The organism is Kurthia sp. ISK08, assembly GCF_046159805.1.
GTDB classification, from domain to species: domain Bacteria; phylum Bacillota; class Bacilli; order Bacillales_A; family Planococcaceae; genus Kurthia; species Kurthia gibsonii.
Genome location: NZ_JBJXHL010000001.1, coordinates 734,381 through 760,608, shown reverse-complemented (window position 1 = coordinate 760,608; position 26,228 = coordinate 734,381). Strand labels below are relative to the sequence as shown.

Sequence of the window (26,228 nt, the reverse complement as noted above, 5' to 3'; positions counted from 1 at the left end):
TCCGCGCGCGAAAGGGAATCGCTGCATTTGAAAGGGACAAATGGTCGGTCGAAAGGGAATCGCTGCATTTGAAAGGGACAAATGGTCGGTCGAAAGGGAATCGCTGCGATTGAAAGGGACAAACTCGCGCGCGAAAGGGAATCGCTGCCGTTGAAAGGGACAAATGAGTGGTCGAAAGGAAATCGCTGCGTTTGAAAGGAAATTATAAACTCTAAAATAAATCCACTATTTTACTTGAAAATGACCTTAGATAGAGTGTTAGGAGTGGAAATTTAAGGGTATAATGAACAAAAGAAACTCGTTGAGAGTGAAGAAAGAAGTGATTTTGTGCGATTTGTTTTTGATTTGGAGGGAACCATTTCTTTTCATGATGAAAAAGTGAGTGATTATTTAACGGATATGTTAGCTTTTTTATGTGAAAGAGGGCATGAGCCGATTTTTGTTTCATCTAAATCGATTCGCCATATGCTGACCTTACTCGACAAACAATTTCACAATAGTAAAATGGTGGGTGGCAATGGAGCTGTCATATGCTATCGTGGAAACATTGAGCAAATTGTTGCATTCTCAACATCCATGTTCTCCAAATTAAAAGAGTTAATTCAATTATTTGATGCGACTTATCTGGTTGAGAGTGATTGGGACTATGCATATACAGGTGGCGTATATCATCGCGTTGTGAACGATGTAGACCCTTATAAATTAGCGGAAAATCATCATTTGGAAGATTTATCAACCATATGGAAAATTACGATTCTCAGTGCATCAAATCGAAAAGAGATAATTGAAAAACTGCGCAAATTAAATGTGGCAGTACATTTGATTGATGATGGGGAAATGATTGAAATTACACCCCTTGGATTGAGCAAATGGAATGCACTCCGCACATTAGGAATTCAAAAGCGAAATTACATTGCTTTTGGAAAAGATGAAGAAGATGTGAACGTCTTTGATTTTGCGCAATATACAATTTTAATCGGAAATAATCCTGCTCTTGTAGCTTTTGCAGATGAGCAATTAATTGTAGACGATCGAATTGAAATGAAAATTGTCGAATCGTGCAAGCGATTGAGTGAACGATTTAAATTAACGTAAACAAAAAATCGCGCTGTGGCGCGATTTTTTTATGTTACGAACTAAACTGCTAACATTTTGCGTAATTTATCTGCATCTAAAATATTACCAACGAAGAATGAGCCGAAGTCAGCGTAACGTGCTGATACTTCATCAAAACGCATTTCGTAAATTAATTTTTTGAATTGTAGTACGTCATCCGCAAATAGTGTAACGCCCCATTCATGATCATCGAAACCGATTGAACCTGAGATGATTTGTTTTACTTTTCCAGCATAGCTACGTCCGATTAAACCATGAGAACGCATCATTTCTTGACGTTCATTCATTTCAAGCATGTACCAGTTTGCGCCTTTTTGACGACGTTTATCCATTGGATAGAAACAAACATGATCCATACGAGGTAGCTCAGGGTATAGACGAGCACGTACATGTGGATTTTGGTATGGATCTTCAGCAGGAGCATCGCTATCTGCATTCTTTTTACCAGCTAGGTAATTTGATAATTCCACAACCGATACATATGAATATGTAGGAACTGTAAAATCAGCAATCGCTAATTTATTGAAATCTGTTTCAATTTCATTTAGTTCTTCCATTGTTTCACGTAATGTCATAATCATGAAGTCGGCTTTTTGACCAACAATCGAGTAGAAAGCATGTGCGCCTGTTTTTGCGACATCTGCTTCATTTAATTTTTCTAAATACGCGATGAATTCTTCAACTGCTTCTGTGCGTTCTTTCTCAGAAACTAATTTCCAAGAAGCCCAGTCCATTGAACGGAATTCGTGTAATACGTACCAACCATCAAGCGTTTGTGCTGCTTCAATCATGTTAAAACACTCCTTCTAAGGCTTATTCAAACGTATTATACCATTTTTAAACTGAATATTCGTCCTACTTTACTTGCGTTCACCAATTCGCCACGCAGAAAAATGAAAAACTAGATTTTTGCGAAAACCACTTTTCACTCCTTTTTCGTCGTTTTTCAATCTATGTTAAACTGTAAGAAAAAAAGATGTAGGAGTTACGTATATGAAAGATTATTTAACGCAACCTGTTTGGCGTTTATGGGATCAATCAACAAGTGGCTTAACACAATCACCACTTGAATCATTTGCGGCGGATGATACGCTCTGTCACCTAGTTGGGCAAGGAATGAGTGCTCCGACGATTCGTACATGGGTACATGATGCTTCCGTTGTTCTCGGTATTCAAGATCATCGACTTCCGTTTGTACAAGCTGGAATGGATTTGTTAGAGGAAAAAGGATATAAACCGATTGTGCGAAATTCTGGTGGACTGGCAGTTGTACTTGATCCAGGTGTTCTTAATATTTCGATTGTGCTATCAGAAGAAAACGAAAAAATCGATATTAATACAGCTTACGAAGTGATGGTGTCGCTTATTCGGGCGTTATTCCCACAAGCAGCCGAACGTATCGAAGCATATGAAATTGTCGGTTCATATTGTCCGGGTACATATGATTTGAGTATTGACGGTAAAAAGTTTGCAGGTATTTCACAACGTCGTTTACGTCAAGGAATTGCGGTGCAAATTTATTTATCAATTGAAGGAAGTGGCTCAGAGCGCGCAAAACTTATTCGTTCCTTTTACGAAGTCGCTTTACAACATGAACCAACAAAATTTCAATATCCAGAAGTGAAACCAGAAGTCATGGCTTCCTTATCTGAATTATTAGAGGAAGAATTAACAGTTTCACAAACTGTTCAAAATCTACAGCAACTACTTTATGAAAAGTCGGAACAACTATTAATGGGTGGCTTACAAGCCGAAGAATTAGAACATTATCAATTCTATTTACAGCGCGTATTTGAGCGTAATCAGAAGATGTTGGCAAGAAATGACGGTTGATTCTTTTGTGAAAAGTCGATACACTTAGCGATAGTGAAATTTTGAAATAAGAAGGGACTGTCGGCACTATGGCAAACGAATTTCGAGTTTGTGACGAATGTCAAGCAGTGAATCTCAAGACATTAATTCCGAAGTTGAAAGCAATCGATCCTGATGCAGAAATCGATATCAAATGCCATTCTTATTGTGGTCCTGGTTTACGAAAAACTTTTACCTTTGTTAATAATCGTCCATGCGCTGCACATACGGAAGATGAGTTAATTCCAAAGGTAATCAAAAAGTTAAAATCACAAAAAAGATTACCAGAAGGTTTTGTAGAACCAGAAGACATGAAAGAATCATAAATTGCGTGTTTAATGCACGAAGGATAGAAAAAGGAGAAATCGCGCTTCATGTGATTTCTCCTTTTCTCTCGAAATAGTTGGTGTTCGTTTTCAAATTCGATACAATAAAGGAAAGAAATGTTGGAGGTGTAAAATGGCATACGCAACACAAAAGTTAGCAGAAGAAAAAGTATTTAAAGACCCTGTTCATCGCTACATACATGTGCAAGACCAAGTGATTTGGGATTTAATCGCAACGAAAGAATTTCAACGCTTACGCCGTATTCGACAACTCGGTACGACGTATTTAGTATTCCACGGGGCAGAACATAGTCGCTTTAGCCATTCGCTCGGTGTTTACGAAATCATTCGTCGCATGGTCGATGATGTTTTTGCTAATCGTCCTGAGTGGAATAAACGGGAACGTCTTGTAGCTCTTTGTGCAGGTTTACTACACGATTTAGGCCATGGTCCTTTTTCGCATGCTTTTGAACATGTTTTCGATTTAGATCATGAATATTTTACACGTGCCATCATTTTAGGGAATACAGAAGTTAATGAAGTGCTTCGTCGCGTCTCAAAAGACTTTCCAAAGAAAGTATCTGAAGTGATTGAAAAAACCTATCACAATAAACAAGTGGTAAGTCTTATTTCAAGTCAAATTGATGCTGATCGAATGGATTACTTACAGCGCGATGCGTACTTTACAGGTGTGAGTTACGGTCATTTTGATATGGAACGCATTTTACGTGTCATGCGACCTCAACCCGATCAAATTGTGATCAAATCAACAGGTATGCATGCAATTGAAGACTATATTATGAGTCGTTATCAGATGTATTGGCAAGTGTACTTCCATCCAGTATCACGCAGTGCAGAAGTCATTTTGAGAAAGACATTGGAACGTGCAAAAGAGTTATGTCATGCAGGCTATACATTTAAGCATGACATCGCGCACTTCCATAGCTTTTTTGAAAATGATGTCCAATTAGATGCCTATATTGCGATGGATGAAAGTATTATTTTAGCTTACTTCCAGTTTTGGATGAGTGAAGAAGATGCAATTTTAAGCGACTTAAGTCAACGCTTTTTAAATCGAAAATTATTTAAATTCGTAGAAGTCGATCCATCAAAAGATTGGGAAAAGCTCATTCGCTTGGAAAAGCTATTTGACCAAGCAGGAATTGATCCAAACTATTATTTAGTGATGGACTCGTCATCTGACTTACCTTACGACTTCTATCGTCCGGGTGAAGAAGGAGAACGACTACCGATTTATCTTCAAATGCCAAACAAAGAATTAAGTGAATTATCACGTTCATCGGATATTGTCGATGCAATCTCAGGTAAACGTCGAACAGATCATAAATTATATTATCCAAAAGATTTACTACACGAAGAACATCCATTACATGAACAAATTATTGAAATCATGCACGCTTAGAAAGGAGACTCCTATTGCTACAAGATCACGCGAAAATCGTACAGTTTGTGTCGCTTGCTGGAGAAGTTACGGGGAGAAAGAAGTTACAAAAGATGATTTTTATTGCGAAGAAGATGGATTTCGCATTTCAAGAAAAGTATAACTTCCATATTTATGGACCGTATTCAGAAGAATTAACGGTGCGTATGGAGGAATTATGTAACTTAGGTTTTATGACGGAGAAAAAAGAAGATAAGGGGTCTTATGTGCAGTATTGTTATGCACCGACAGAAAAAGGTCGTGAGTTTGCAACGATTGTAGAAACACAAGATACACGTCTAGCCGAAATCGTTCAGCAAATGAATGGTAAAAGTTCGCGCTTTTTAGAGTTGGTTGCGACACTACTTTATTTTGATGATTTACAACCAGAAGAACAAATTGAAAAGGTGAATGTGGTCAAAGCAAAGTTGCATTTTACAACAGAAGAATTTGAGGCTGCCTTCCAGTTTATTCAACAACTGCAATCATAAATAATTGATTTTAATAAATTGAATATGCTATATTTTAGATAGATTCTTGAACGAAAGGAATGAGGATGGCCGATGAAGTAATCTTATTTTTTACACGCGAAGTGAAAGAAACTTTGTATAAAAAATAGGATTAGTCTGTCCACATTCCATTTATTTTATAAAAATAACCCGTTTTTTCGGTATGTTTTTTAGACTAATCCTTCCAAAAATTTTTGGAGGGATTTTTTAATAGAAGAATATAAAAGGTCCCTCTGTAGTAGGAGGAATTTAGCATGACTGAATTATGTAAATGTCACAATCTTTCATATGAAGAAATTTTGACGGATATGAATGTATCTGTAAAAGTAGGCGCTCGTATAGGAATTACAGGAATTAATGGAGCAGGAAAGTCTACATTGTTAAAGTTATTAGCCAACCAAATTCAGCCAACAACTGGACACATTGAGTGGTTTCGAAAAGCGTCTACTTTTTTGGTAGAGCAAGAAAAGGAAGATTTCAATCGAGAGATTCCAAGAGGGCTAACATCTATATGGCAAGTCCCAGAACGTCCCTACGCATTATTAAGTGGTGGTGAAAAATTAAAAATCCGTTTAGCAGAAGCCTTTGCTGAAAAACCGCAATTATTATTACTAGATGAACCGACAAATCATTTAGATCAAGAAGCACTCCAATTTTTAAAGAAACAATTAAAAAAATATCGAGGAACAGTTATTTTTGTATCACATAACCGTACTTTCCTAAATGAAGTAGCTACAGAAATTTGGCATATTGAAGACAAAAAAGTAACAGCTTATAAGGGGAATTACGAGGCTTATCGTACACAATATGAAGCGAATCGACTACATCAACAAAGAGAATACGAAAAACAGCAACAAGAAATCGTACGCATCGAACAACAGATGTCGAAGATTACATCATGGAGTGAACAGGCACATGCTGATTCGACGAAACACGAATTCGCTAAAGAATTTTACCGAGTAAAAGCGAAAAGAATGGATGCGCAAGTAAAGTCCAAACAAAAAAGATTAGAAAAAGAATTACGTAAACATCAATTAGACCAACCTAAAAAAGAACATCAAGTTCATTTCGAATTTCAAAGTACACATTCAATAGGTAAACATTTAATCGAATTAAAACATGTTTCAAAAGTATTTGGTGAGAAGGTTATTTTAGAAGATGTGAACTTAACGATTAATTACGGAGAACGTATTGCGTTGAGTGGTAAAAATGGTGCTGGAAAAACAACATTTTTACAAATGTTACTTGGAAAAGAGCATTATGAAGGTGAAATCTGGCTTTCACCTGCTGCCAAGATAGGCTATCTCACACAACAAGTATTCGATCTTCCTGAGGAAAGTACACCAAGTGAACTATTTGAGCAAACGACATTTGAACAACGTGGTTTAGTTCAAACATTAATGATTCATCTTGGATTTACAAATGAACAATGGAATGAACCAATTGCGTTGATGAGCATGGGTGAACGAGTGAAATGCAAATTAATGCAACTCGTTTTAGATGAAAACAATGTACTCATCTTGGATGAACCGACGAACCATCTTGATTTAGAATCGCGTGAACAACTGGAAAAAGTACTAGAGGAGTACGATGGAACGTTAATCGTTGTTTCGCATGATTCGTATTTTGTTGAAAAAATAACAACACGCAAGTTAATCATCGAAAATCAACGGATGGTGACACCAACAGTTGTCATAGAAACACCTGTAGAAAAAGAACGTATGCAGCTGGAGACACGACTACAAGAAGTGCTTGGTAAGTTAAGCTTTCTAACACCAAAAGATGCACAATATGAGGTGCTAGATGAAGAATTTAATGAAATAACAAAACGATTGCAACAATTGACGTAAATAAAAAGAGGCTCTAGTAAGAATACTAAAGCCTCTTTTTGACTATTCACACTATTTATCAGATGCGCGTACGCCGCCTGTTGCATAATGTTCTTTCTTCATTTCTTCGATGATGATTGATACGTTCTCTTTTGGTGCGTTTACTGTTTCTGAAACAGCTGTTGTTACTTGTTCTACTAGGTTACGTTTTTGCTCGTCTGTGCGACCTTCAATCATTTTAATTGTTACGATAGGCATAAATCATTCTCCTTCGGTATAATATAGTGTATATTCGTAATGATAACAGAACGGAGGCAGATAGCGAATGGAAAATGAAAAAAAAGAAACGAAAAAAATGGAATTTACGATTATTAAAAATAATCCAACGGACGGCCATAAAGGATTTGGCATTGGTTCGCTTTCATTAGAGAATGTATCACCACTATTTATTGATGTACAAGAGAAGACAGCAGAAGTGGATATCGGTGGTATGCATGCACGAAGCGCAGTAGAGCGTGGCGTGAAATTTACAACGAATCGTGAAGATTCAGAGGGCGGTAAACCATACTGGCTTGTATGGGTAACAATCGATCAAAAACCAGAAGGTGGCTACTATGCAGGTGTAACAGCTTGTGAAATGGTCGTAAACAAAGAAAAACGTCGCGGTTATAAAATTTTAGCCGACCACGTAAATAAAATGGATAAGTCGATGAAACGTCATATTATTGTCGATCATATGGATGAAGAATCAAAACGTGTTTTACATGATTATTTAAAAGGTTTTGATGAAGGTATGTGGAATCGTTCAGAGCCTGCATTACATGAAGCATTATCATTTGAAAACTAATTAAATGAACAATATGTGAATAATCACATATGGCAAAATAACATGGTTGTATATCCATTCGAAAGGAAGTACACTTGATGTAAGGCTTGTTTTTGCAAGCTAAGACATTGAATGAGATTGCAGTGAGCAGGATGAGGCAGATGAACCCAAAACCCAAGCCATTTGCTTCATCATACTTAAGCGATTTCAAATGAATAGGGCTTTCGTGATTATGGAACTAACGGACTCCGTATGAACGAAGCCCTTTTCTTTTATTGAGGAGGATTTTATGGCAGCACCTAAAAAAGGGAAAATTCCGAATCCGATTACAGGAGCCATCTTTTTTATTGTGGTTCTCGTTGTTTTATTTAAAACGCAAGGTGAACTTGAATTATGGCAGGGAATCTTGTTGATCATTGGTTTAACGGTTGTATATGTACTATTAACGATGTTATTTCCGAAAAAAGAACAAAAGTAAAACAACCCGTATGATGAGTTAAACGTCATACGGGTTGTTTCGTTAAAGATTTTGTTTCTTTAGAGTACTTTGTTTTTTATGACAAACTTGGTTCAAGTGCACAACATGCGAGCGGCCGAGTACACTTGCTGCATTCATCGCCTCATCTACTGCATTTGTTAATTCTTTCACTGTTTCACCATTATCGGGGTAAGAAGCTACACCAATAGATACGGACAGTTGAACACTTTCACCATTTGATATCATAAAAGGCTCATCTCGAATCATAAGCATAAGTTCTGTAGCGTAATGAACACCAACAGCAGGAGCAGCATCGTAACACAGAAGTGAAAATTCTTCTCCACTAATACGTGCAGGAAAGGCAAGGTGTGTTTTTGAAAAACTTTTAAGTCGTTCTGCTAGTTCACGTAATAATTCATCCCCTGCTTCATGACCGTAGCGTAAGTTCAGCATTTTAAATTGATCGATATCAATGAGTAATAGTGAAAAAGGTTGTTGAGTTTTAATTGCGCGCTCAAGCATACTATCAAACTTACGATTATTAGGTAAATCTGTTGTGTAATCTGTTTCGGATAATTTTTCAATGACACGAATTCGTTCAAATTGGCGTTTGAATAATTTTAAAACAAAGTAAATTAAATAAAAGCCTGTTACATTCATAATTACAAAAATAATTGAAACGAATAATGGATTTTTATAACCTTCTAAGAAAAACAATAAAATCGCTGTCACAATCGTTTGAATCGCTAAATAAAAATGGCTATTTTTATAATTAATTGGTTTTTTAAATGATAAAAAGAAGAAAATAAAACCAAGTACAATCGTTGTTCCACCAGCCATAAAGCTTGTTGGATTGACTTCAAAAAAGAACATACGAAAGAAGCCAACGAGTATAGAAGATAGCAGAATAGCAGCAGGCCCACCTAATAATCCAGAAATTAAAATACTAATATTACGTGTATCAACAAAAATATTTTTTTCAAAATTAAGAGCTGTTTGCATTAATACTAATGAAATACCTGTTGCGACAACGCCGATAATGAAAGGGCGTAAATCTGAAAAGTCTGGTCGTTTCTCTTGATAATATTCCAAGACAAAATACGAGAAAATGATGAAGGTAAACATTACGGAAAGATTGATAATTATATCTAAAATCATTGTCGTACCCCTATTACATAATAATTAGTATCCATTATAGCATTACTTCGAACCAAAAAATAAAATCGATTTGATAAATATTTGGAAATTCGTATATTCATAATGAAATCAATGATTCATACCTTGAAATCTAGTGAGAAAATAACCTATAATAAAAAGGTTATAGAATAAAAAGCGGAGGTGTGGATGTATGGCACAACCACCAACTGCACCAGTCAAGCTGAAACTGATTACAACGATCACGCATAAAGGTCAAAAACCCGAAAAGATTGAACTGTGGTCAACCGGTACAATCATGCGAAAGCGTGACCAGGTGTATTTACAATACGAAGAAATTCTTGAAGACAAGAAGATGAAAACGACATTACGTTTTGGCGAAAACGATGCCATTATTATGCGCAATGGCGATATAAAGATGCGTTTACCATTTACGTTACACGCATTTCAACGAGGTCACTATGAAGCAGCATTTGGAACAATGCCTATCATGACTTTAACCAAGAAAATGGCATTCGACGAAGCGGAAGATGGCTCAAATAGTGGACGATTTTTTGTGCATTATGAGCTATTGGCAGGCGATGAATCTGTCGGTGATTATGTATTAGAACTTACGTATACGGAGGGAACAGAATGAACGCAGTAGAACAAGCACAACAAGCGGTCAAAGAGGCTTTTTTAAACGCTATTAAAAAAGCAGAATTAGTAGAAGAACCAGAGGCATTAAATATTCACTTAGAAACACCTAAAAATAAAGAAAACGGTGACTACGCAACAAACATTGCGATGCAATTAACAAAAATCGCACGTAAAGCACCACGCGCAATTGCTGAAGCTATCGTAGAAAACTTAGATCAAGCATCAGCAAACATTGAAAAAGTTGAAATCGCAGGTCCTGGTTTCATCAACATCACATTAGCAAAAGACTACTTAACAAAAGTCGTACCAACTGTTTTAGAGCAAGGAGATGCATACGGTCGCTCAAACGCTGGTAATGCACAGAAAGTACAAGTAGAGTTCGTATCAGCAAACCCAACAGGTGACTTACACTTAGGTCACGCACGCGGTGCATCAGTTGGTGACGCATTATGTAACGTATTTGATTTTGCAGGTTATGATGTATCACGTGAATACTACATCAACGATGCAGGTAATCAAATTACAAAATTAGCGTCATCTCTTGAAGCACGTTACCGCCAAGCATTAGGTCTTGAAGCAGAGATGCCTGCAGATGGTTATCACGGTAAAGACATCATTATCATTGCAGAAGAATTATCAAAAGAATTCGGCCCAGAGATTTTAGAAAAATCGCCAGAAGAACGCTATGAATTCTTCCGTACACATGGTTTAAAGCATGAGTTTGGTAAACTACAAAAAGACTTAAAAGATTTCCGCGTTGATTTCGACGTATGGTTCTCTGAAACGTCACTTTATCAAGATGGCAAAGTAGAAGTAGCAATCGATAAATTAAAAGAAAATGGTCACGTATTTGAAGAAGACGGTGCAACTTGGTTCCGTTCAACAACATTCGGTGATGATAAAGACCGCGTTCTTGTAAAATCAGACGGTTCTTACACATATTTAACACCAGATATCGCATACCATGAAGATAAATTACAACGTGGTTTCGATCAGTTAATCAATATTTGGGGCGCTGACCACCACGGTTACATTCCACGTATGAAAGCTGCAATCGAAGCGCTTGGATATGACCGCGATAAATTAGAAGTAGAAGTCATCCAAATGGTCAACTTACTACGTAACGGTGAAAAAGTAAAAATGTCAAAACGTACAGGTAACGCTGTGACATTACGTGAATTAGTAGAAGAAGTAGGCTTAGATGCTGTACGTTACAACTTTGCGATGCGTGCTGGCGATACACACTTAGACTTCGATTTAGATTTAGCAATTAAACAATCGAATGAAAACCCTGTGTACTATGCACAATATGCACACGCACGTATTTGCTCAATCTTACGTCAAGCTGAAGAAAAAGGCTTTAAACCTTCTACAGATGGTTTAGATACTTTATCAACTGAAAAAGATATCGAAGTACTGAAAAAAGTGGGCGATTTCCCACAAGTAGTAGCAGATGCAGCAAAAGCACGCGCGCCACACCGTATTACAAACTACATTCAAGAGTTAGCAGCAACATTCCACAGCTTCTACAATGCTGAAAAGGTATTAGATGCTGACCAACCAGAACGCTCAGCAGCACGTCTTGCATTAATTACAGCTGTTGCACAAACACTGAAAAACGCATTAAAATTAGTAGGCGTAGCAGCACCAGAAAAAATGTAATCTTTGATATGAAGCTAAAAAGAACCGCGATGATGCGGTTCTTTTTTTGTATTTGAAAGGGACAAACTCGCGCGCGAAAGGGAATCGCCGCCATCGAAAGGGACAAATCCACGCGCGAAAGGGAAACGCCGCCATCGGAAGGGACAAAAGCACGCGCGAAAGGGAAACACTGCAATTCAAAGGGACAAATCCGCGCGCGAAAGGGAATCGCCGGCGTTGAAAGGGAAAAAACCGCGCGCGAAAGGGAATCTTGGTATTTGAAAGGGACAAACTCGCGCGCGAAAGGGAAACGCCGCCATCGAAAGGGACAAATCCACGCGCGAAAGGGAATCTTGGCATTTGAAAGGGAAACGCCGCCATCGGAAGGGACAAATCCGCGCGCGAAAGGGAATCATCGCCATCGAAAGGGACAAATCCGCGCGCGAAAGGGAAACGCCGCCATCGAAAGGGACAAATCCGCGCGCGAAAGGGAAACATCATCATTCGAAAATCCGAATATAAAACTTCTTTTTATATAAAAGTGAAAAAGGTCTTTTGTTTTGCACACTTTTTTAGCATATAATTTAAAAGAGATTTAAAATTATTTGATTTTTCAAGCAATATATTGAGAGAGGAACGACTTATTTTATGACCATTTCAAAAGAACAGATTCAGATTCGCCCCTCTTATGTTGTGTTCGAATCGAATCAACCGTTGAAAATTCTCTCATCTGCTTTACATAATGCAGGTTTTGGATGGTATAACACATGTATGAATCGTGCAGTAGATGCTAATTATATGTGTGAAGATGCACATACAGAAATGAAGGAATACATTGAAAAACAGGGGTTTCAACCAGATCAAACAGTAGCGATGATGACAGCAGTAGCAGCTAGATATGCCATCATTCGAGAATTTGAAGCAGATGCTATTCATGTGGTCATTATGGTGACAGCTGGTGTCGGTAATGCAGTAGATGTGTCAAAATCCTATTTAAGAAAACCTTTTTACGAAGTAGGGACGATTAATATTTGGGCGTTCATTGATGCGACATTAACAGAAGAAGCTTTTGTACAAGCGATGATGACTGCTACAGAAGCAAAGGTAAAAGCACTCGCAGATGAAAAAATTACAGACCGTATATCGAACACCATTGCGACAGGTACATCAACAGATAGCATTCTAATTGGGGCAACACAACAAGGAACAACTCAAAACTATGCAGGGACCGTTACGCCAGTTGGTCGTATTTTAGGAAGAGGCGTATATGAAACGGTTGTAGATGCTTTACACGATTACAAGCGTGCAAAGGGGATGATGGAATGATAATCGTTTTACATATAATTTCGTGTACACTAGCATTCTGGTTGGATCGTCTAATTGGCGACCCACCTAAACTTCCCCATCCGATCATCTGGATTGGGAATTGGATTTCCTTTGCGACGAAAAAGTGGAATCATGGTAAACAGCGCATCGCAAAAGGCTTCATGCTAACACTCTCCACACTTTTATTAACCGGAAGTATTGTATTTGCTCTTAGCTATGTAGCGTATCAAATTCATTGGGGTGTCTATCTAATCGTTCAAACCGTATTCATGACAATTGCATTAGCGCAAAAGTCATTAAAACAAGCAGCACTCGATGTTTATACGCCACTTGTTTCAGGTGATTTACAAGAAGCACGTAAAAAGTTATCGTGGATTGTTGGTCGTGATACAGAACATTTAGATGAAGCGAATATTACGCGTGGTGTGATTGAAACGGTATCTGAAAATACGAGTGACGGGATTACAGCCCCGCTGTTTTATGGATTTTTATTTGGAGCGACAGGAATGTGGGTGTATAAAGCGATTAATACACTCGACTCAATGGTAGGCTATCGAAATGAACGATTTGCGCAGTTTGGCTATTGTTCTGCGAAGTTAGATGACATTGTCAATTGGCTACCAAGCCGTATCACAGGATTTCTCATCATCACTTGTACAAATAATGAAACGAGTTATACATATCGCGAGCGACTACAAGCATGGCTACAAGATGCGAAAAAGCACCCAAGTCCGAATAGTGGTTATTTAGAGGCGGCAACTGCATATCAATTTGGTATTCAACTAGGTGGCCTAAACTACTATGAAGGTGTTGCTTCACATCGTGCAGAGATGGGATACTCTACGAAACCATTACAAGCGCAAGATATTCAAAAAACGATTCGACAAATGCAGCAAGCGAGTATCTACTTTTGGCTACTTTATTCGATTTTAGGAGGTGTCATCTACTATGCTACCCAGTCATGGAGCTAATCCACATAAACTATTTCAACAACTTGGGATCCCACAACCTGAACACATGATTGATTTAAGTGAAAATGTGAATGTAGCGGGGATCCCACAATCTATCCGAAATTCATGGACGGAATATGTCCAAGTAATAGAGAAGTATCCTGATCCACAAGGAGAACCTTTTTTAAGTGCGATAGCGAACAAGCATCACATATCAAAAGAATGTGTACTTGTAGGTAATGGTGCAGCTGAGCTATTTACTTTTTTAGCAATGTTTTTAGCGAAACAACGTGTCATTCTTGTTCATCCAACTTTTTCAGAGTATGAAGCAACTTTATCCGTTCATGAAGCACAATTGATTCATGTAGAGGTTGAAAATGTATGTACATGGTCTTTACCAATGGAACAAATTCAACAAGAGATGAAGCAGGCGAAGGCAATCTATCTCTGTACACCGAATAATCCAACAGGTGTATTACCACCACAAGAACAGCTTCAGACGATTATGGAATGGGGAGAACAATTCAACTGCTACGTCATTTTAGACGAAGCATTTATGGATTGGTTAGAACCAGAGCCAACGATGATTCCATGCAGCGAGCAATTTTTGCATACAATCATTGTGCGTTCGATGACGAAAATGTACGGATTAGCAGGTATTCGATTGGGCTATCTGATTGCGCAGCCACAATTGATTCAAAAATTAGCTTCTTATGCAGCACATTGGCATGTGAATAGCTTAGCCGCAACGATTGGAACACAGTGTTTGCAAGAGGAAGAATATCGTAAGCAGACAATCGACACTACAATTGAACAGCGTGAAAATTGGCGTCAATACTTAAGAAATCAAGGTTGTGTCGTTGCTAATAGTCAGACGAACTATCTCTGTTTTCAATTACCAAATCCACAGCACACCAAGCAGTTTTATCGCTACTTTTTAGAAAAGGGCATCGTATTCCGTCATACTGAAAATTATCGCGTACTACAAGGTGAGTGGCTTCGCATGGGTTTGAAAACAGCTGAGGAAATGAAAATCGTAGAACAGGAGATGACGTGGTGGTTTCAACAAACAGCCATTTTATAACAGGTGGCGTTCGAAGTGGTAAAAGTGCATTTGCAGAACAACTTGTTCGACAAACTGCACAACAGACGAATCGCAAGATGTATTATATTGCTTCGGGTGTTGCATTCGATGATGAGATGAAGCAGCGCATTGCATGGCATCAAGCAGACCGAACATCACTAAAGTGGACGACCATTGAACAGCCGACGCATTTTGCGACACTCGTAAATCGAATTCCAAAAGATGCAGTTGTGCTATGGGATTGTGTCACGACATGGCTGACGAATGAGATGTATGTACAGTTGGACGACAAATCTATGCAGTGGCAACATGCAGAGCGTTTTCAACAGCGAGTAGAAGAAGCGAAAGCATGGTGTCGTCATTTGAACGAACAGCACATTCCATTTTTCATTGTATCGAATGAAGTGCTTGATGAGAGTAAATATGAGAGTGAAGAAGTGGAATTTTATCGAAAGCAAATCGGTCTGTTTCATCAATGGCTTGTCTCTTTTTGTGCCGTAGCAATCGAGATGGATTATGGTATTCCTCACTACTGGAAAGGAGGAAAGTAAATGACAGGTTTTTTACTCGCAGTTCAGTTCTTTTCGGTCATTCCCGTCAATAAGGAACTTCCGATGACAAAACGTCATGTGACAATGATGTTTAGTATGCTTCCTTTTGTCGGCGCATGTATGGGTGCAATCATGTACGGTGTCTATCAACTGCTGATGCATTATACGAATTGGTCGTCTCTATTAATCGCGTTTTTAGTCATTTTAACGGGTTTGATTTTAACAGGGGGACTACATTTAGATGGTTTTGTGGATATGAGTGATGCGTATTTTTCATATCGTGACCGAGAAAAACGTCATGCGATTTTAGACGATCCACGTATCGGTGCTTTTGGTGCGATGTCACTCGTGATTTTCTTAGCAGCTAAAGTTTTATTTTTTGCACAACTCGTTGCGACAGATGCCATCTCTATCTATTGGTTTTTATTTATTCCCTTTTTAGCACGCTTAGGAATGGCATACTACCTCGTTCAAACACCGACAAATAAAGAAACAGGACTGGGCGCCTTTTTTAAGTCACATATTTTAATGAAGCCGTTTATTTATACGATTTTTGGTAGTTTATTAGTCGTAGCAATTCTTGTCGGAATATTTACACAGGCATGGTTAATTATCGCTGTGTTTGTCCTTTTTGTATTAGGCATGTCACGTCTCTATCGTAGTTGGACAATCAAACATTTTGGCGGTAGTTCAGGTGACTTATACGGTGCTTTCATCGAAGGAATGGAGTTGATGTTATGGATTCTACTTTTACTCTTACATTAGTGCGCCATGCGAAAACACAGGGGAATGTAGAGAGAAAATATGTGGGATGGACGGATGAAGGGATTATAGAGAGTGAGCTTCCAATCATTGATTCAACTGTACAAATCGTCTACGGTAGTGATTTAAAGCGCTGTGAACAAACAGCCAAGCAGTATTATCCACATGCCACTTTTCATAGAATTCCTGCTTTTCGCGAAACGAATTTCGGTGATTTTGAAATGAAAACGTATGAAGATTTAAAAGAAGATGAAGTATATCGTGCATGGATTGATGATCCGCTTCAAGTCGCACCGCCTAATGGAGAGAGCTTTCAGCAATTTCAACAGCGTGTAGAAATGGGCATCTCTGAAATAACTGAAGCAGAGAAATGTGCGATGGTGTTACATGGTGGCACGATTCGTATTCTCCTTATGAAATATGCGCCGACACCGACCGTATTTTGGGATTGGTCGATTTCACATGATGAAATGTACGAACTCACTTTTACGTCATTTCAAGATTTTAAGGAGGGAAAGCGATGCATATCATTATCGGTGGCGCATATAACGGAAAAAGAAAATATGTAACGGAACAATTAAAAACGCAAACAGTTGAATGGTGTAATGATTTACAACACAGTAATATAGAAAATGAACATGCTGAAATACTTGTTATTACTGACTTAGAGAAGCAAATTGAACCTTTTCTAAATGAACCTGAAAAAGAAGTAGCGGAAACTTTTTTTAACAAAATTGTAAAAAATGGTTTTAAATACAAATCAATCTATGTCATTATAGAAGACATTGGTAGAGGTATCGTTCCAATTGTTTCTGAAAAAAGAAAATTACGCGATGTTTTAGGTAGATTGTATCAACTTTTATTTGCAGAAAGTCAAACAATTACACGGATTTGGTATGGAATTCCACAAAAGATTAAATAGAAAGAAGGATGGCACAATGAATTTATATACACGTACAGGTGATAAAGGTAAAACAAGCTTAATTGGAGGACGCGTTGATAAAGATGATGCGCGCGTAGAAGTTTATGGAACGATTGATGAATTAAATTCATTTATTGGTAAGGCTGTATCAGAATTAGATCCAGCATTATTTGAAGATGTATTACAAGATTTAGAAAATATTCAAAATGAATTATTTGATTGCGGTGGTGATTTAGCAAACGTAATGAAAGAACGTCATTACAAAATGACAGATGAACCAATCGAAGTAATGGAACAGCGAATTGATATTTTAATGGACGAACCTCCATTATTAGAGAAATTCATCTTACCAGGGGGCGCACCAGCAGCAGCGACTTTACACATCGCACGTACGATTACACGACGTGCAGAACGTCAAATGGTGACATTATTAAAACAATCAGAAGAAGGAGATGTACCTCTTGTTGTACAGCGTTATTTAAATCGTTTATCAGATTACTTATTCGCTGTAGCGCGCGTTGTCAATTCACGTCTAAATGTACCAGATGTTGAATACGCAAGAAGTGCGAAAGTATTTAAGGACGGAGGTCGCGCCAAGAAGGGAGGTGACAAACGTGAAAAAGACTAGACTTTTAGTTTTAACTGCAATGTTTGTCGCACTTTCCGTAATTGGTTCTTTTATTAAAATTCCTGTACCGCCGGGGACGCCGGCATTGGATTCAGTTCCAGCGTTCATTAGTATTGCATTTATTCCAGCACCACTTGCAGCAGCAGCGGGAGCACTTGGACATATGGCTACAGCTTTATCTTCAGGTTTCCCGTTAACATTACCATTTCATATCTTCATTGCGCTTGAGATGGCAGTTGTTGTGGGTGTAGCAGCCATTATTTATCGTAAAGGAATGAAGAAGTTAGCATGGGCATGGATTATTTTATCAAATGGTGTACTCTCACCACTCCCATTCTACTTCTTATTATCACCAGCGATGTATTTTGCAGTAGCACCAGGCATTTTAGTCGCGACATTAATTAATGTTGTAGTTGGTTTAATACTCTTGCCACTACTTAAAAAAGCATTCGTTCGAACAGGTGTGGAAGTTTCATGAGAAATGCAAGACAGATTGGGAATTTAGTAATTACAAGTGATAATTCTGGCGCAATCGGCGAAAAAGAATTAGATGTCGTTCATGTGCCAGATGATGTTACGAGTTACTACTCTACACGCGTTACATTACTTGAACAATTAGCGAATCAGGCTATTCCAAAAGAAATCATCTTGTTAAACTTTACGAGTGAAGAAGCATGGGGCAAGTATATTACGGGAATCAATCGCGTTTTTGAAGAAGTGCAAATACCTGTTCCAGCGATTAGTGGAAGTACCGAAACGAACATGCCAACTCTACAGTCTGGATTTGGCATTACGATGCTTGGTGAAAAGCAGCGACCACTTCCCAATCTATCTAAACTCCATTGGTTTACATATGGTCGACCGCTTGTTGGCGAACAGCTATTACAAAACGTTCATCAAATTGCCAATCTACAAATCATTGTAGAAGCATTAAAAAATCAGCATATTACACAAGTGATTCCCCTTGGTTCGAAAGGCTTACAAAAAGAGCTAGAGCAATTGGAGTTAATCGATGTGGTAGATGTAGAAAATGTACCCTACGACTCCACTGCTTCAGCAGGACCTTCAACGATGGTTTTGATTGGCGTAACAGCCGAACAAGTAGCAAATATTTCAAAAATTTTACAACATGACTTACATAGACTGAAATAATATAAGTATAGAAAAGGCATTAGAAGTGAGAATTCTAATGTCTTTTCTTATTTTTATTTTTAAATAAAATCAGCATTTACGAGCATATTTGCGATTAAAAACAGCATAATGCATGAAATTTGTTGACTGAATATCCATTCATAACCTACAATAGAAGTATATATATCGTTTCAAATATATGAAAAAGGTGGTAACAAAGGGGAAATAATAGGTTATCACAGGGGGGGAAGTACAATGAATGGTCTACTCGTTTTAAACTGGGTACTCTTTTTAGTAGTTGTTCTTTATGCAGTGTACCTATTTAGCTATCTTTTAAAAACAAGATACGATTTCATTAAGCTCGGTAAGAAAACAGAATTTGATCAGAACGTAAAAGCTCGATTACATAAAATCTGGGTGATGGTTTTTGGTCAAAAAAAGTTATTGAAGGATAAGAAAAGCGGTATTATGCACGTCATGTTCTTCTATGGCTTCATCTTAGTACAACTTGGCGCAATCGACTTCATTTGGAAGGGATTAAAACCAGGCTCACATTTGCCGCTTGGACCACTCTATCCATATTTCACATTCTTCCAAGAAATTGTAGCGCTTTTAATTTTAGTTGCAGTCGTTTGGGCATTCTATCGTCGTTATGTTGAGAAGCTTGTCCGTTTAAAACGTAACTTCAAATCAGGCTTAGTATTAATCTTCATCGGTGGCCTAATGGTTTCTGTATTAGTGGGTAATGGTATGGGGTTAATTTGGAACGGAGAAGACACAACATGGTCAGAGCCAGTCGCATCTGGAGTCGCTACAATCTTTAGTTTCTTCTCACCTGTTGCAGCAGCAGCCGGTTTCTATGCGATGTGGTGGGTTCACTTACTATTCTTACTCATTTTCTTAGTGTATATTCCACAATCAAAACATGCGCATCTAATTGTTGGTCCAGTCAACGTATATCTCAACCGTCTAGGTCCTGTTGGTAAATTAACACCAATTGACTTCAATATGGATGAGGAATCAGAAGATGAAGAAGAGATGCCTACATTCGGTGTAGGAAAAATTGAAGATTTTACACAACTACAATTAGTTGATTTATATGCTTGTGTAGAATGTGGTCGTTGTACAAATATGTGTCCTGCAAGTGGTACAGGAAAAATGCTGTCACCAATGGACTTAATGTTGAAACTACGTGACCACTTAACGAATAAAGGTGCTGTTCAAACATCTCAAAGACCGTGGGTTCCAAGCTTCCTATTCAACCAGTCAAAAGGAAATCAATTGGCGATGGCAGGTGGAGTAGAAGGAGCAGTAGTAGAAGATATTTATAACCCATCATTAATTGGGGATGTCATCACAGAAGAAGAAATTTGGGCATGTACAACATGTCGTAACTGTGAAGATCAATGCCCTGTAATGAATGAACACGTAGAAAAAATTATCGACCTTCGTCGTTATTTAACGATGACAGAAGGTAAGGTCAACCCAGATGCACAACGCGCGATGTCAAATATCGAACGTCAAGGAAATCCATGGGGACTAAATCGTAAAGAAAAAGAAAACTGGCGCGACCAACGCCCAGAATTACACATTCCAACCGTAAAAGAAGCACAAAAAGCAGGCGAAGAATTCGAATACTTATTATGGGTTGGTTCAATGGGTTCATTCGATAGTCGCTCACAAAAAATTGCACTTTCTTTTGCTCACTTATTAAATGAAGCAAGCATTCCATTTGCGATTCTTGGTAATAAAGAGAAAAACTCAGGTGACACACCGCGTCGTCTAGGAAATGAATTCTTATTCCAAGAATTAGCAGAAGCAAATATTAAAGAATTTGAAAAAGCAGGCGTTACAAAAATCATTACGATTGATCCGCATGCTTATAATATCTTCAAAAATGAATACAGTGATTTCGGTTGGTCAGGTGAAGTGTATCACCATACAGAGCTACTAGCGAAATTAGTGAAAGAGAAGAAAATTGTTCCACAATATGAAGTGAATGAAAAAATCACCTTCCATGATTCATGTTATTTAGGGCGTTACAACGAAGTGTACGATGCACCACGTGACATTTTAAAAGCCATTCCAGGTGTGACATTACTGGAGATGGAACGTAATCGTGAAAACGCGATGTGCTGTGGCGCAGGTGGCGGTCTCATGTGGATGGAAGAACATGTAGGAAATCGCATCAATGTTGCGAGAACAGAACAAGCATTGGCAGTTGGACCTTCGATGATTTCAGCAGGCTGTCCATATTGCTTAACGATGTTATCGGATGGTACGAAAGCGAAAGAAGTGGAAGAATCAGTTGGCACATATGATGTAGCAGAAATTCTTGAGCGTTCTGTTTTCGGTGAACATACACCACCTCCGACAGAAAAAGAGGATGAAATAGAAGAAACTGTGTAAATCGCACAAAAACACTTTCCTTAAAAATACATTTATTATATAATAAGGAAAAACAAACCTATTTTATTCTTAGGTTTTACAAGAGAGTGCGGAAATTCCCACTCTCTTTCTTTTGACAAGAACTTGAAAGCGCATACTTACAAAGAGAGAGGTTATGAACATGAATCAATCAGTTATTGTTAGCGGTGCTCGAACAGCTTTTGGCAAGTTTGGAGGCTCTTTAAGTTCATTATCCGCAAGTGATTTAGGCGGCATTGCGATTAAAGGTGCTTTAGAGGAAATTCACTTAGCTCCTGAAGAAATCGATCAAGTCATTATGGGAAATGTATTACAAGCAGGGCAAGGACAAATTCCATCAAGACAAGCAGCAGCAAAAGCAGGTATTCCTTGGTCGGTAAAAACAGAAACAATTAATAAAGTATGTGCCTCTGGTTTACGCAGTATTACATTGGCAGACCAGCTCATTCGTTTAGGTGATGAGAACATCATCGTAGCAGGTGGTATGGAATCTATGTCGAATGCACCGTACTATGTACCGAATGCACGCTTTGGCTTACGTATGAATAATGCAACATTAGTAGATGGTATGGTTTATGACGGTCTATCTTGCGCATTTGACCCAGCGCATGTTCACATGGGTACTTACGGAAATAAGACAGCGAAGGAATTAAACATCTCAAGAGAAGAACAAGATCGCTTTGCGGCACGCAGTCAAGAACGTGCAGTGGCTTCAATTGAAAATGGTGTATTTGAACAAGAAATTGTCGACGTCGTTGTACCGCAACGAAAAGGTGAAGACCTTGTCATTCGTGTGGACGAAGCGCCGCGTAAAGGAACTACAGTAGAAGTATTAGCGAACTTAAAGCCAGCATTCGGTAAAGACGGAACGGTGACAGCAGGGAATGCACCAGGTATTAATGACGGTGCATGTGCAGTCGTTGTGATGAATGAAGAAGAAGCAAACAAGCGTTGTTTAACACCACTTGCGAAAATTATTGGTCACGCTGAAGTTGGCGTAGAACCAGCAGATTTTCCACAAACACCAGGGTTAGTTATTGAAAAATTACTCGAAAAAACAGGGAAATCCGTAGATGAAATTGATTTATTCGAAATCAATGAAGCTTTTGCAGTTGTAGCTTTAGCGAGTAAGCAAATTGCAGGTTTAGATGAAGAAAAAATTAATGTAAATGGTGGAGCAGTAGCTCTTGGACATCCAATCGGTGCATCAGGTGCTCGAATTGTTCTTACATTAGCACATGAGCTAAAACGTCGTGGCGGTGGCATTGGAATTGCGGCAATTTGTTCAGGTGGCGGTCAAGGCGACGCGATTATGATTGAAGTATAAGGGGGAAGCGAGAGATGGAAATCAACAAAATTATGGTCATTGGTGCAGGGCAAATGGGTGCAGGGATTGCTGAAGTTTGTGCAACAGCAGGGTATGAAGTTCTTCTTTGTGATACATCAGAACAATCGTTACAAGCAGGTATTGCACGCATTACAAAAAACTTAGAAAAGAACGTATTAAAAGAGCGCATTACTATTGAAGAAAAAGATGCAATCTTAGCTCGTTTTTCACTTGAAACAACAATGGAACGCGCAAAGGAAATTGATTTAGCCATTGAAGCTGCAACAGAAAATATGGCGATTAAGCAATTAATTTTCAAAGACTTAGATGCGTTAGCACCAGAACATGCGATTCTCGCAACAAATACGTCGTCATTACCAATTACAGAGCTTGCAGCTGTAACTAAGCGACCAGAGCAAGTTATTGGCATGCACTTTATGAACCCAGTTCCAGTGATGAAGTTAGTTGAAATCATTCGTGGACTTGCTACAAAAGATGAAGTGTATGAAGCGATTGAAACATTAACGCATGCACTAAAAAAGACACCTGTAGAAGTAAATGACTATCCTGGTTTCGTTGCCAATCGTATCTTAATGCCGATGATTAACGAAGCGATTTACACACTGTATGAAGGAGTTGCTAGTGTAGAGGCCATTGATGATGTGATGAAGATGGGGATGAATCACCCAATGGGGCCATTAACACTTGCTGATTTCATCGGTTTAGATACATGTCTTTATATTATGGAAACATTGTATGAAGGGTTTGGAGATAGTAAATACCGTCCATGTCCGCTACTGCGTAAATATGTAGCAGCAGGTTGGTATGGTAAGAAGAGCGGTCGCGGCTTCTATGTGTACGAATAAGAAACCATCATCATCTAGAGATGTTTGGGGAACCAGATTCAAGCCATGAACAGCACGACTTGAAAAATTATGGAGGGAGAGTTCCATTATGGCGATCCAATTAACAGAAGAACAAGCAATGCTACAAAAAATGGTCCGCAATTTTGCACAAACGGAGGTTGCGGCATTCGTACCGAATATGGAAAAAGATGAATTTCCAACAGCCGTTTTAACGAAGATGGGCGAATTAGGACTAATGGGGATGACGACACCTGAAAAATACGGTGGTTCGGATATGGACTTTATCTCTTATATTTTGGCAATTCATGAATTATCTAAAGTAAGTGGAACAGTAGGCGTTATTTTATCAGTGCATACATCGGTTGCAACGAATCCTATTTTAAAATTTGGTACAGAGGCACAGATTGAAAAGTATGTTCCAAAATTAGCGAGTGGTGAATATTTAGGTTCGTTTTGTTTAACAGAGCCAGCAGCAGGTTCAGATGCGGCTTCTATTAAAACTTCTGCAAAAAAAGTAGAAGGTGGCTACGAACTAAACGGTTCAAAAGTATTCATTACAAATGGTGGTTATGCAGATGTCTATATCGTATTTGCAGTAACAGATTCAACTCAAAAGACAAAAGGAATTACAGCCTTTATTGTGGAGCGCACGATGGAAGGACTTGTAATTGGTAAAAATGAGGAGAAGATGGGGCTGCATGGTTCAAGTACGGTACAACTGACATTCGAAAACTTATTTGTTCCAGAAGAAAATATACTAGGTCAACTAGGCGAAGGCTTTACAATCGCGATGGCAAACTTAAATGTTGGACGAATTGGGATTGCAGCACAGGCTTTAGGGATTGCAGAAGCAGCACTTGAAGCGGCGATTGGTTATGCGAAAGAGCGACAACAATTTAATCAGCCGATTATTAAACATCAAGGAATTGCATTCAAATTAGCTGATATGGCGACATCTGTAGAAGCTGCGAAACAACTAGTTTATAGTGCAGCAGCATTATACGAACGTGGTGAAGACTGTAAAAAAGAAGCTTCAATGGCGAAATTATTTGCTTCGAAAATTGCAGTTGAAGTAGCAACTGAAGCTATCCAAGTTTACGGAGGCTATGGTTATTCAAAAGAATATCCTGTGGAACGCTATTTCCGCGACGCCAAAGTAACAGAGATTTATGAAGGTACGAGTGAAATTCAACGTTTAGTTATTTCAAAAGAACTTTAAAATCGGGAGGAAATGAATATGCAATTTAAATTATCAGAAGAACATGAGATGTTAAAGAAAATGGTTCGTGATTTTGCAGAGGAAGTAATCGCACCTTCAGCAGCAGAGCGTGATGAAGAAGCACGATTTGATCGTACGCATTTCGAACAAATGGCTGAACTTGGTTTAACAGGTGTTCCGTGGCCAGAAGAATACGGCGGCGCAGGAATGGATTATTTAGCGTACTGTATCGTTGTAGAAGAATTATCGCGTGTAGATGCTTCAGTGGGTGTCACAATTTCCGCTCATACGTCTTTAGCAGGTTGGCCGCTTTATAAATTCGGTACAGAAGAACAAAAGCAAAAATACTTACGCCCGATGGCAGAAGGTAAGAAGATTGGTGCTTATGGTTTAACAGAACCTGCTTCTGGTTCGGATGCAGGGGGTATGAAAACTGTTGCGAAAGAAGACGGTGACCATTACATCATTAATGGCTCGAAAATTTTCATTACAAATGGTGGTTTAGCTGATATTTATGTTGTATTTGCATTAACGGACCCGAATGACCGTCGTAGTACGACAGCATTCATCGTAGAATCTGACTTTGAAGGATTCTCTGTTGGGAAGAAAGAAGATAAGATGGGGATTCGTTCTTCACCAACAACGGAGATTATTTTTGAAAATTGCCGCGTTCCAAAAGAGAATATCTTAGGTGAAGTTGGTGATGGTTTTAAAATCGCGATGAAGACATTAGATGGTGGTCGTAACGGAATTGCAGCACAGGCAGTTGGTATTGCACAAGGCGCACTAGATGCGGCAGTTGCATATGCAAGTGAGCGTGTTCAATTCGGTAAGCCAATCATTGAAAATCAAGGTGTCGGTTTTACACTAGCAGATATGGCGACAGCAACAGAAGCATCACGTCTTTTAACATATCAAGCAGCGTGGTTAGAAGGAGAAGGTCTACCATATGGTAAAGCATCTGCAATGGCGAAACTCATGGCTGGTGATACGGCGATGAAAGTAACAACAGATGCTGTACAAGTATTTGGTGGTTATGGTTATACGAAAGACTATCCAGTAGAACGCTTCATGCGCGATGCGAAAATCACACAAATTTATGAAGGTACACAAGAAATTCAGCGTATGGTTATTTCACGTATGCTACAAAAATAATGAAGCAAACTGTATGATGTTGGGGCATTTATAGTGGGTGGTAGAAATTGAACAAGCATCAATCTCTAC

Annotated in this window: 28 protein-coding genes; 25 read left to right on the top strand and 3 right to left on the bottom strand. The window is 38.6% G+C overall.

The genetic code is table 11. From position 1 onward, the window contains the following. Window positions 1-327: 327 nt before the first annotated feature. Window positions 328-1,095 (top strand): HAD hydrolase family protein, encoded by a 768-nt coding sequence (locus tag ACKVQX_RS03590; protein ID WP_068456049.1) that lies wholly within the window; start codon window positions 328-330, stop codon window positions 1,093-1,095. Window positions 1,096-1,136: 41 nt separating this feature from the next. On the opposite strand, the gene hemQ is transcribed toward ACKVQX_RS03590, so the two are convergent. Then, the gene (gene hemQ / locus ACKVQX_RS03585; protein ID WP_068456045.1) at window positions 1,137-1,907 is read right to left on the bottom strand and encodes a hydrogen peroxide-dependent heme synthase; all 771 of its coding nucleotides are present in this window, start codon (window positions 1,905-1,907) and stop codon (window positions 1,137-1,139) included. Between the two features lie 202 nt (window positions 1,908-2,109). Here hemQ and ACKVQX_RS03580 point away from each other — a divergent pair, with 202 nt between their 5' ends. The 5 genes from ACKVQX_RS03580 (at window position 2,110) to abc-f (ending at window position 7,093) form a co-directional block, all read left to right on the top strand. Further along, complete coding sequence (locus ACKVQX_RS03580) at window positions 2,110-2,949, top strand: lipoate--protein ligase family protein (protein WP_068456042.1); 840 nt, start codon at window positions 2,110-2,112, stop codon at window positions 2,947-2,949. Window positions 2,950-3,017: 68 nt separating this feature from the next. Continuing rightward, window positions 3,018-3,293 carry a DUF1450 domain-containing protein gene (locus tag ACKVQX_RS03575; RefSeq protein ID WP_068456039.1) on the top strand — a complete coding sequence of 92 codons (276 nt, stop codon included), beginning with the start codon at window positions 3,018-3,020 and terminating at the stop codon, window positions 3,291-3,293. Between the two features lie 133 nt (window positions 3,294-3,426). Next, window positions 3,427-4,716 (top strand): HD domain-containing protein, encoded by a 1,290-nt coding sequence (locus ACKVQX_RS03570; protein ID WP_368634271.1) that lies wholly within the window; start codon window positions 3,427-3,429, stop codon window positions 4,714-4,716. 14 nt (window positions 4,717-4,730) lie between these two features. Next, window positions 4,731-5,225: a YwgA family protein gene (locus ACKVQX_RS03565; protein ID WP_121178327.1), complete on the top strand. Its 495-nt coding sequence runs from the start codon at window positions 4,731-4,733 to the stop codon at window positions 5,223-5,225. A gap of 272 nt (window positions 5,226-5,497) precedes the next feature. After that, complete coding sequence (abc-f, locus tag ACKVQX_RS03560; protein ID WP_368634270.1) at window positions 5,498-7,093, top strand: ribosomal protection-like ABC-F family protein; 1,596 nt, start codon at window positions 5,498-5,500, stop codon at window positions 7,091-7,093. Window positions 7,094-7,144: 51 nt separating this feature from the next. On the opposite strand, the gene ACKVQX_RS03555 is transcribed toward abc-f, so the two are convergent. Beyond that, window positions 7,145-7,330, bottom strand: a complete 186-nt coding sequence (locus ACKVQX_RS03555) for a 2-hydroxymuconate tautomerase (protein WP_068456025.1) — start codon at window positions 7,328-7,330, stop codon at window positions 7,145-7,147. A 67-nt stretch (window positions 7,331-7,397) separates the two neighbouring features. On the opposite strand from ACKVQX_RS03555, the gene ACKVQX_RS03550 reads away from it, so the two are divergent. Both ACKVQX_RS03550 and ACKVQX_RS03545 read left to right on the top strand, forming a co-directional pair. Then, window positions 7,398-7,919 (top strand): YwhD family protein, encoded by a 522-nt coding sequence (locus ACKVQX_RS03550; protein WP_342302716.1) that lies wholly within the window; start codon window positions 7,398-7,400, stop codon window positions 7,917-7,919. 268 nt (window positions 7,920-8,187) lie between these two features. Beyond that, on the top strand, window positions 8,188-8,376 hold the full coding sequence (locus ACKVQX_RS03545) for a hypothetical protein (protein ID WP_068456022.1): 189 nt from the start codon (window positions 8,188-8,190) through the stop codon (window positions 8,374-8,376). A gap of 42 nt (window positions 8,377-8,418) precedes the next feature. Here the strand turns inward: ACKVQX_RS03545 and ACKVQX_RS03540 are convergent, their stop codons facing one another. Next, entirely contained in the window at window positions 8,419-9,534 is a 1,116-nt protein-coding gene (locus ACKVQX_RS03540; protein ID WP_342302715.1) for a diguanylate cyclase, read from the bottom strand. A 190-nt stretch (window positions 9,535-9,724) separates the two neighbouring features. Between ACKVQX_RS03540 and ACKVQX_RS03535 the strand changes: the two genes are divergently transcribed. The 17 genes from ACKVQX_RS03535 (at window position 9,725) to ACKVQX_RS03455 (ending at window position 26,159) form a co-directional block, all read left to right on the top strand. Then, window positions 9,725-10,168, top strand: a complete 444-nt coding sequence (locus tag ACKVQX_RS03535) for a DUF1934 domain-containing protein (RefSeq protein WP_121178315.1) — start codon at window positions 9,725-9,727, stop codon at window positions 10,166-10,168. Continuing rightward, window positions 10,165-11,832: an arginine--tRNA ligase gene (gene argS / locus ACKVQX_RS03530; protein WP_068456016.1), complete on the top strand. Its 1,668-nt coding sequence runs from the start codon at window positions 10,165-10,167 to the stop codon at window positions 11,830-11,832. The genes ACKVQX_RS03535 and argS overlap by 4 nt, the downstream gene beginning before the upstream one ends. A gap of 627 nt (window positions 11,833-12,459) precedes the next feature. Beyond that, entirely contained in the window at window positions 12,460-13,137 is a 678-nt protein-coding gene (locus tag ACKVQX_RS03525; RefSeq protein WP_068456014.1) for an adenosylcobinamide amidohydrolase, read from the top strand. A gap of 2 nt (window positions 13,138-13,139) precedes the next feature. Further along, window positions 13,140-14,108: an adenosylcobinamide-phosphate synthase CbiB gene (cbiB, locus tag ACKVQX_RS03520; RefSeq protein WP_325943520.1), complete on the top strand. Its 969-nt coding sequence runs from the start codon at window positions 13,140-13,142 to the stop codon at window positions 14,106-14,108. After that, entirely contained in the window at window positions 14,086-15,171 is a 1,086-nt protein-coding gene (locus tag ACKVQX_RS03515; RefSeq protein ID WP_409136025.1) for a pyridoxal phosphate-dependent aminotransferase, read from the top strand. Before cbiB ends, ACKVQX_RS03515 begins: the two co-directional genes overlap by 23 nt. Further along, complete coding sequence (locus ACKVQX_RS03510) at window positions 15,144-15,722, top strand: bifunctional adenosylcobinamide kinase/adenosylcobinamide-phosphate guanylyltransferase (protein WP_285215800.1); 579 nt, start codon at window positions 15,144-15,146, stop codon at window positions 15,720-15,722. Before ACKVQX_RS03515 ends, ACKVQX_RS03510 begins: the two co-directional genes overlap by 28 nt. Further along, complete coding sequence (cobS, locus tag ACKVQX_RS03505) at window positions 15,723-16,487, top strand: adenosylcobinamide-GDP ribazoletransferase (protein ID WP_285215801.1); 765 nt, start codon at window positions 15,723-15,725, stop codon at window positions 16,485-16,487. It abuts the gene before it with no gap. After that, complete coding sequence (locus tag ACKVQX_RS03500) at window positions 16,460-17,053, top strand: histidine phosphatase family protein (RefSeq protein WP_285215802.1); 594 nt, start codon at window positions 16,460-16,462, stop codon at window positions 17,051-17,053. Before cobS ends, ACKVQX_RS03500 begins: the two co-directional genes overlap by 28 nt. Beyond that, window positions 17,005-17,406: a bifunctional adenosylcobinamide kinase/adenosylcobinamide-phosphate guanylyltransferase gene (locus ACKVQX_RS03495; protein ID WP_285215803.1), complete on the top strand. Its 402-nt coding sequence runs from the start codon at window positions 17,005-17,007 to the stop codon at window positions 17,404-17,406. Before ACKVQX_RS03500 ends, ACKVQX_RS03495 begins: the two co-directional genes overlap by 49 nt. Window positions 17,407-17,422: 16 nt before the next feature. Further along, window positions 17,423-18,034 (top strand): cob(I)yrinic acid a,c-diamide adenosyltransferase, encoded by a 612-nt coding sequence (locus ACKVQX_RS03490; protein ID WP_325943421.1) that lies wholly within the window; start codon window positions 17,423-17,425, stop codon window positions 18,032-18,034. Next, the gene (locus ACKVQX_RS03485) at window positions 18,021-18,512 is read left to right on the top strand and encodes an ECF transporter S component (protein WP_368634268.1); all 492 of its coding nucleotides are present in this window, start codon (window positions 18,021-18,023) and stop codon (window positions 18,510-18,512) included. The genes ACKVQX_RS03490 and ACKVQX_RS03485 overlap by 14 nt, the downstream gene beginning before the upstream one ends. Beyond that, window positions 18,509-19,186 (top strand): hypothetical protein, encoded by a 678-nt coding sequence (locus ACKVQX_RS03480; RefSeq protein ID WP_087682486.1) that lies wholly within the window; start codon window positions 18,509-18,511, stop codon window positions 19,184-19,186. The genes ACKVQX_RS03485 and ACKVQX_RS03480 overlap by 4 nt, the downstream gene beginning before the upstream one ends. A gap of 234 nt (window positions 19,187-19,420) precedes the next feature. Then, window positions 19,421-21,574 carry a heterodisulfide reductase-related iron-sulfur binding cluster gene (locus ACKVQX_RS03475; protein WP_087682487.1) on the top strand — a complete coding sequence of 718 codons (2,154 nt, stop codon included), beginning with the start codon at window positions 19,421-19,423 and terminating at the stop codon, window positions 21,572-21,574. Between the two features lie 160 nt (window positions 21,575-21,734). Further along, window positions 21,735-22,919, top strand: a complete 1,185-nt coding sequence (locus tag ACKVQX_RS03470; protein ID WP_087682488.1) for an acetyl-CoA C-acetyltransferase — start codon at window positions 21,735-21,737, stop codon at window positions 22,917-22,919. 14 nt (window positions 22,920-22,933) lie between these two features. Continuing rightward, window positions 22,934-23,785, top strand: coding sequence for a 3-hydroxybutyryl-CoA dehydrogenase (locus ACKVQX_RS03465; RefSeq protein ID WP_087682489.1), 852 nt, complete (start codon window positions 22,934-22,936; stop codon window positions 23,783-23,785). A gap of 88 nt (window positions 23,786-23,873) precedes the next feature. Continuing rightward, entirely contained in the window at window positions 23,874-25,004 is a 1,131-nt protein-coding gene (locus tag ACKVQX_RS03460) for an acyl-CoA dehydrogenase family protein (protein WP_068455978.1), read from the top strand. A gap of 18 nt (window positions 25,005-25,022) precedes the next feature. Continuing rightward, window positions 25,023-26,159 (top strand): acyl-CoA dehydrogenase, encoded by a 1,137-nt coding sequence (locus tag ACKVQX_RS03455; protein ID WP_068455975.1) that lies wholly within the window; start codon window positions 25,023-25,025, stop codon window positions 26,157-26,159. The last annotated feature ends 69 nt before the right edge of the window (window positions 26,160-26,228 follow it).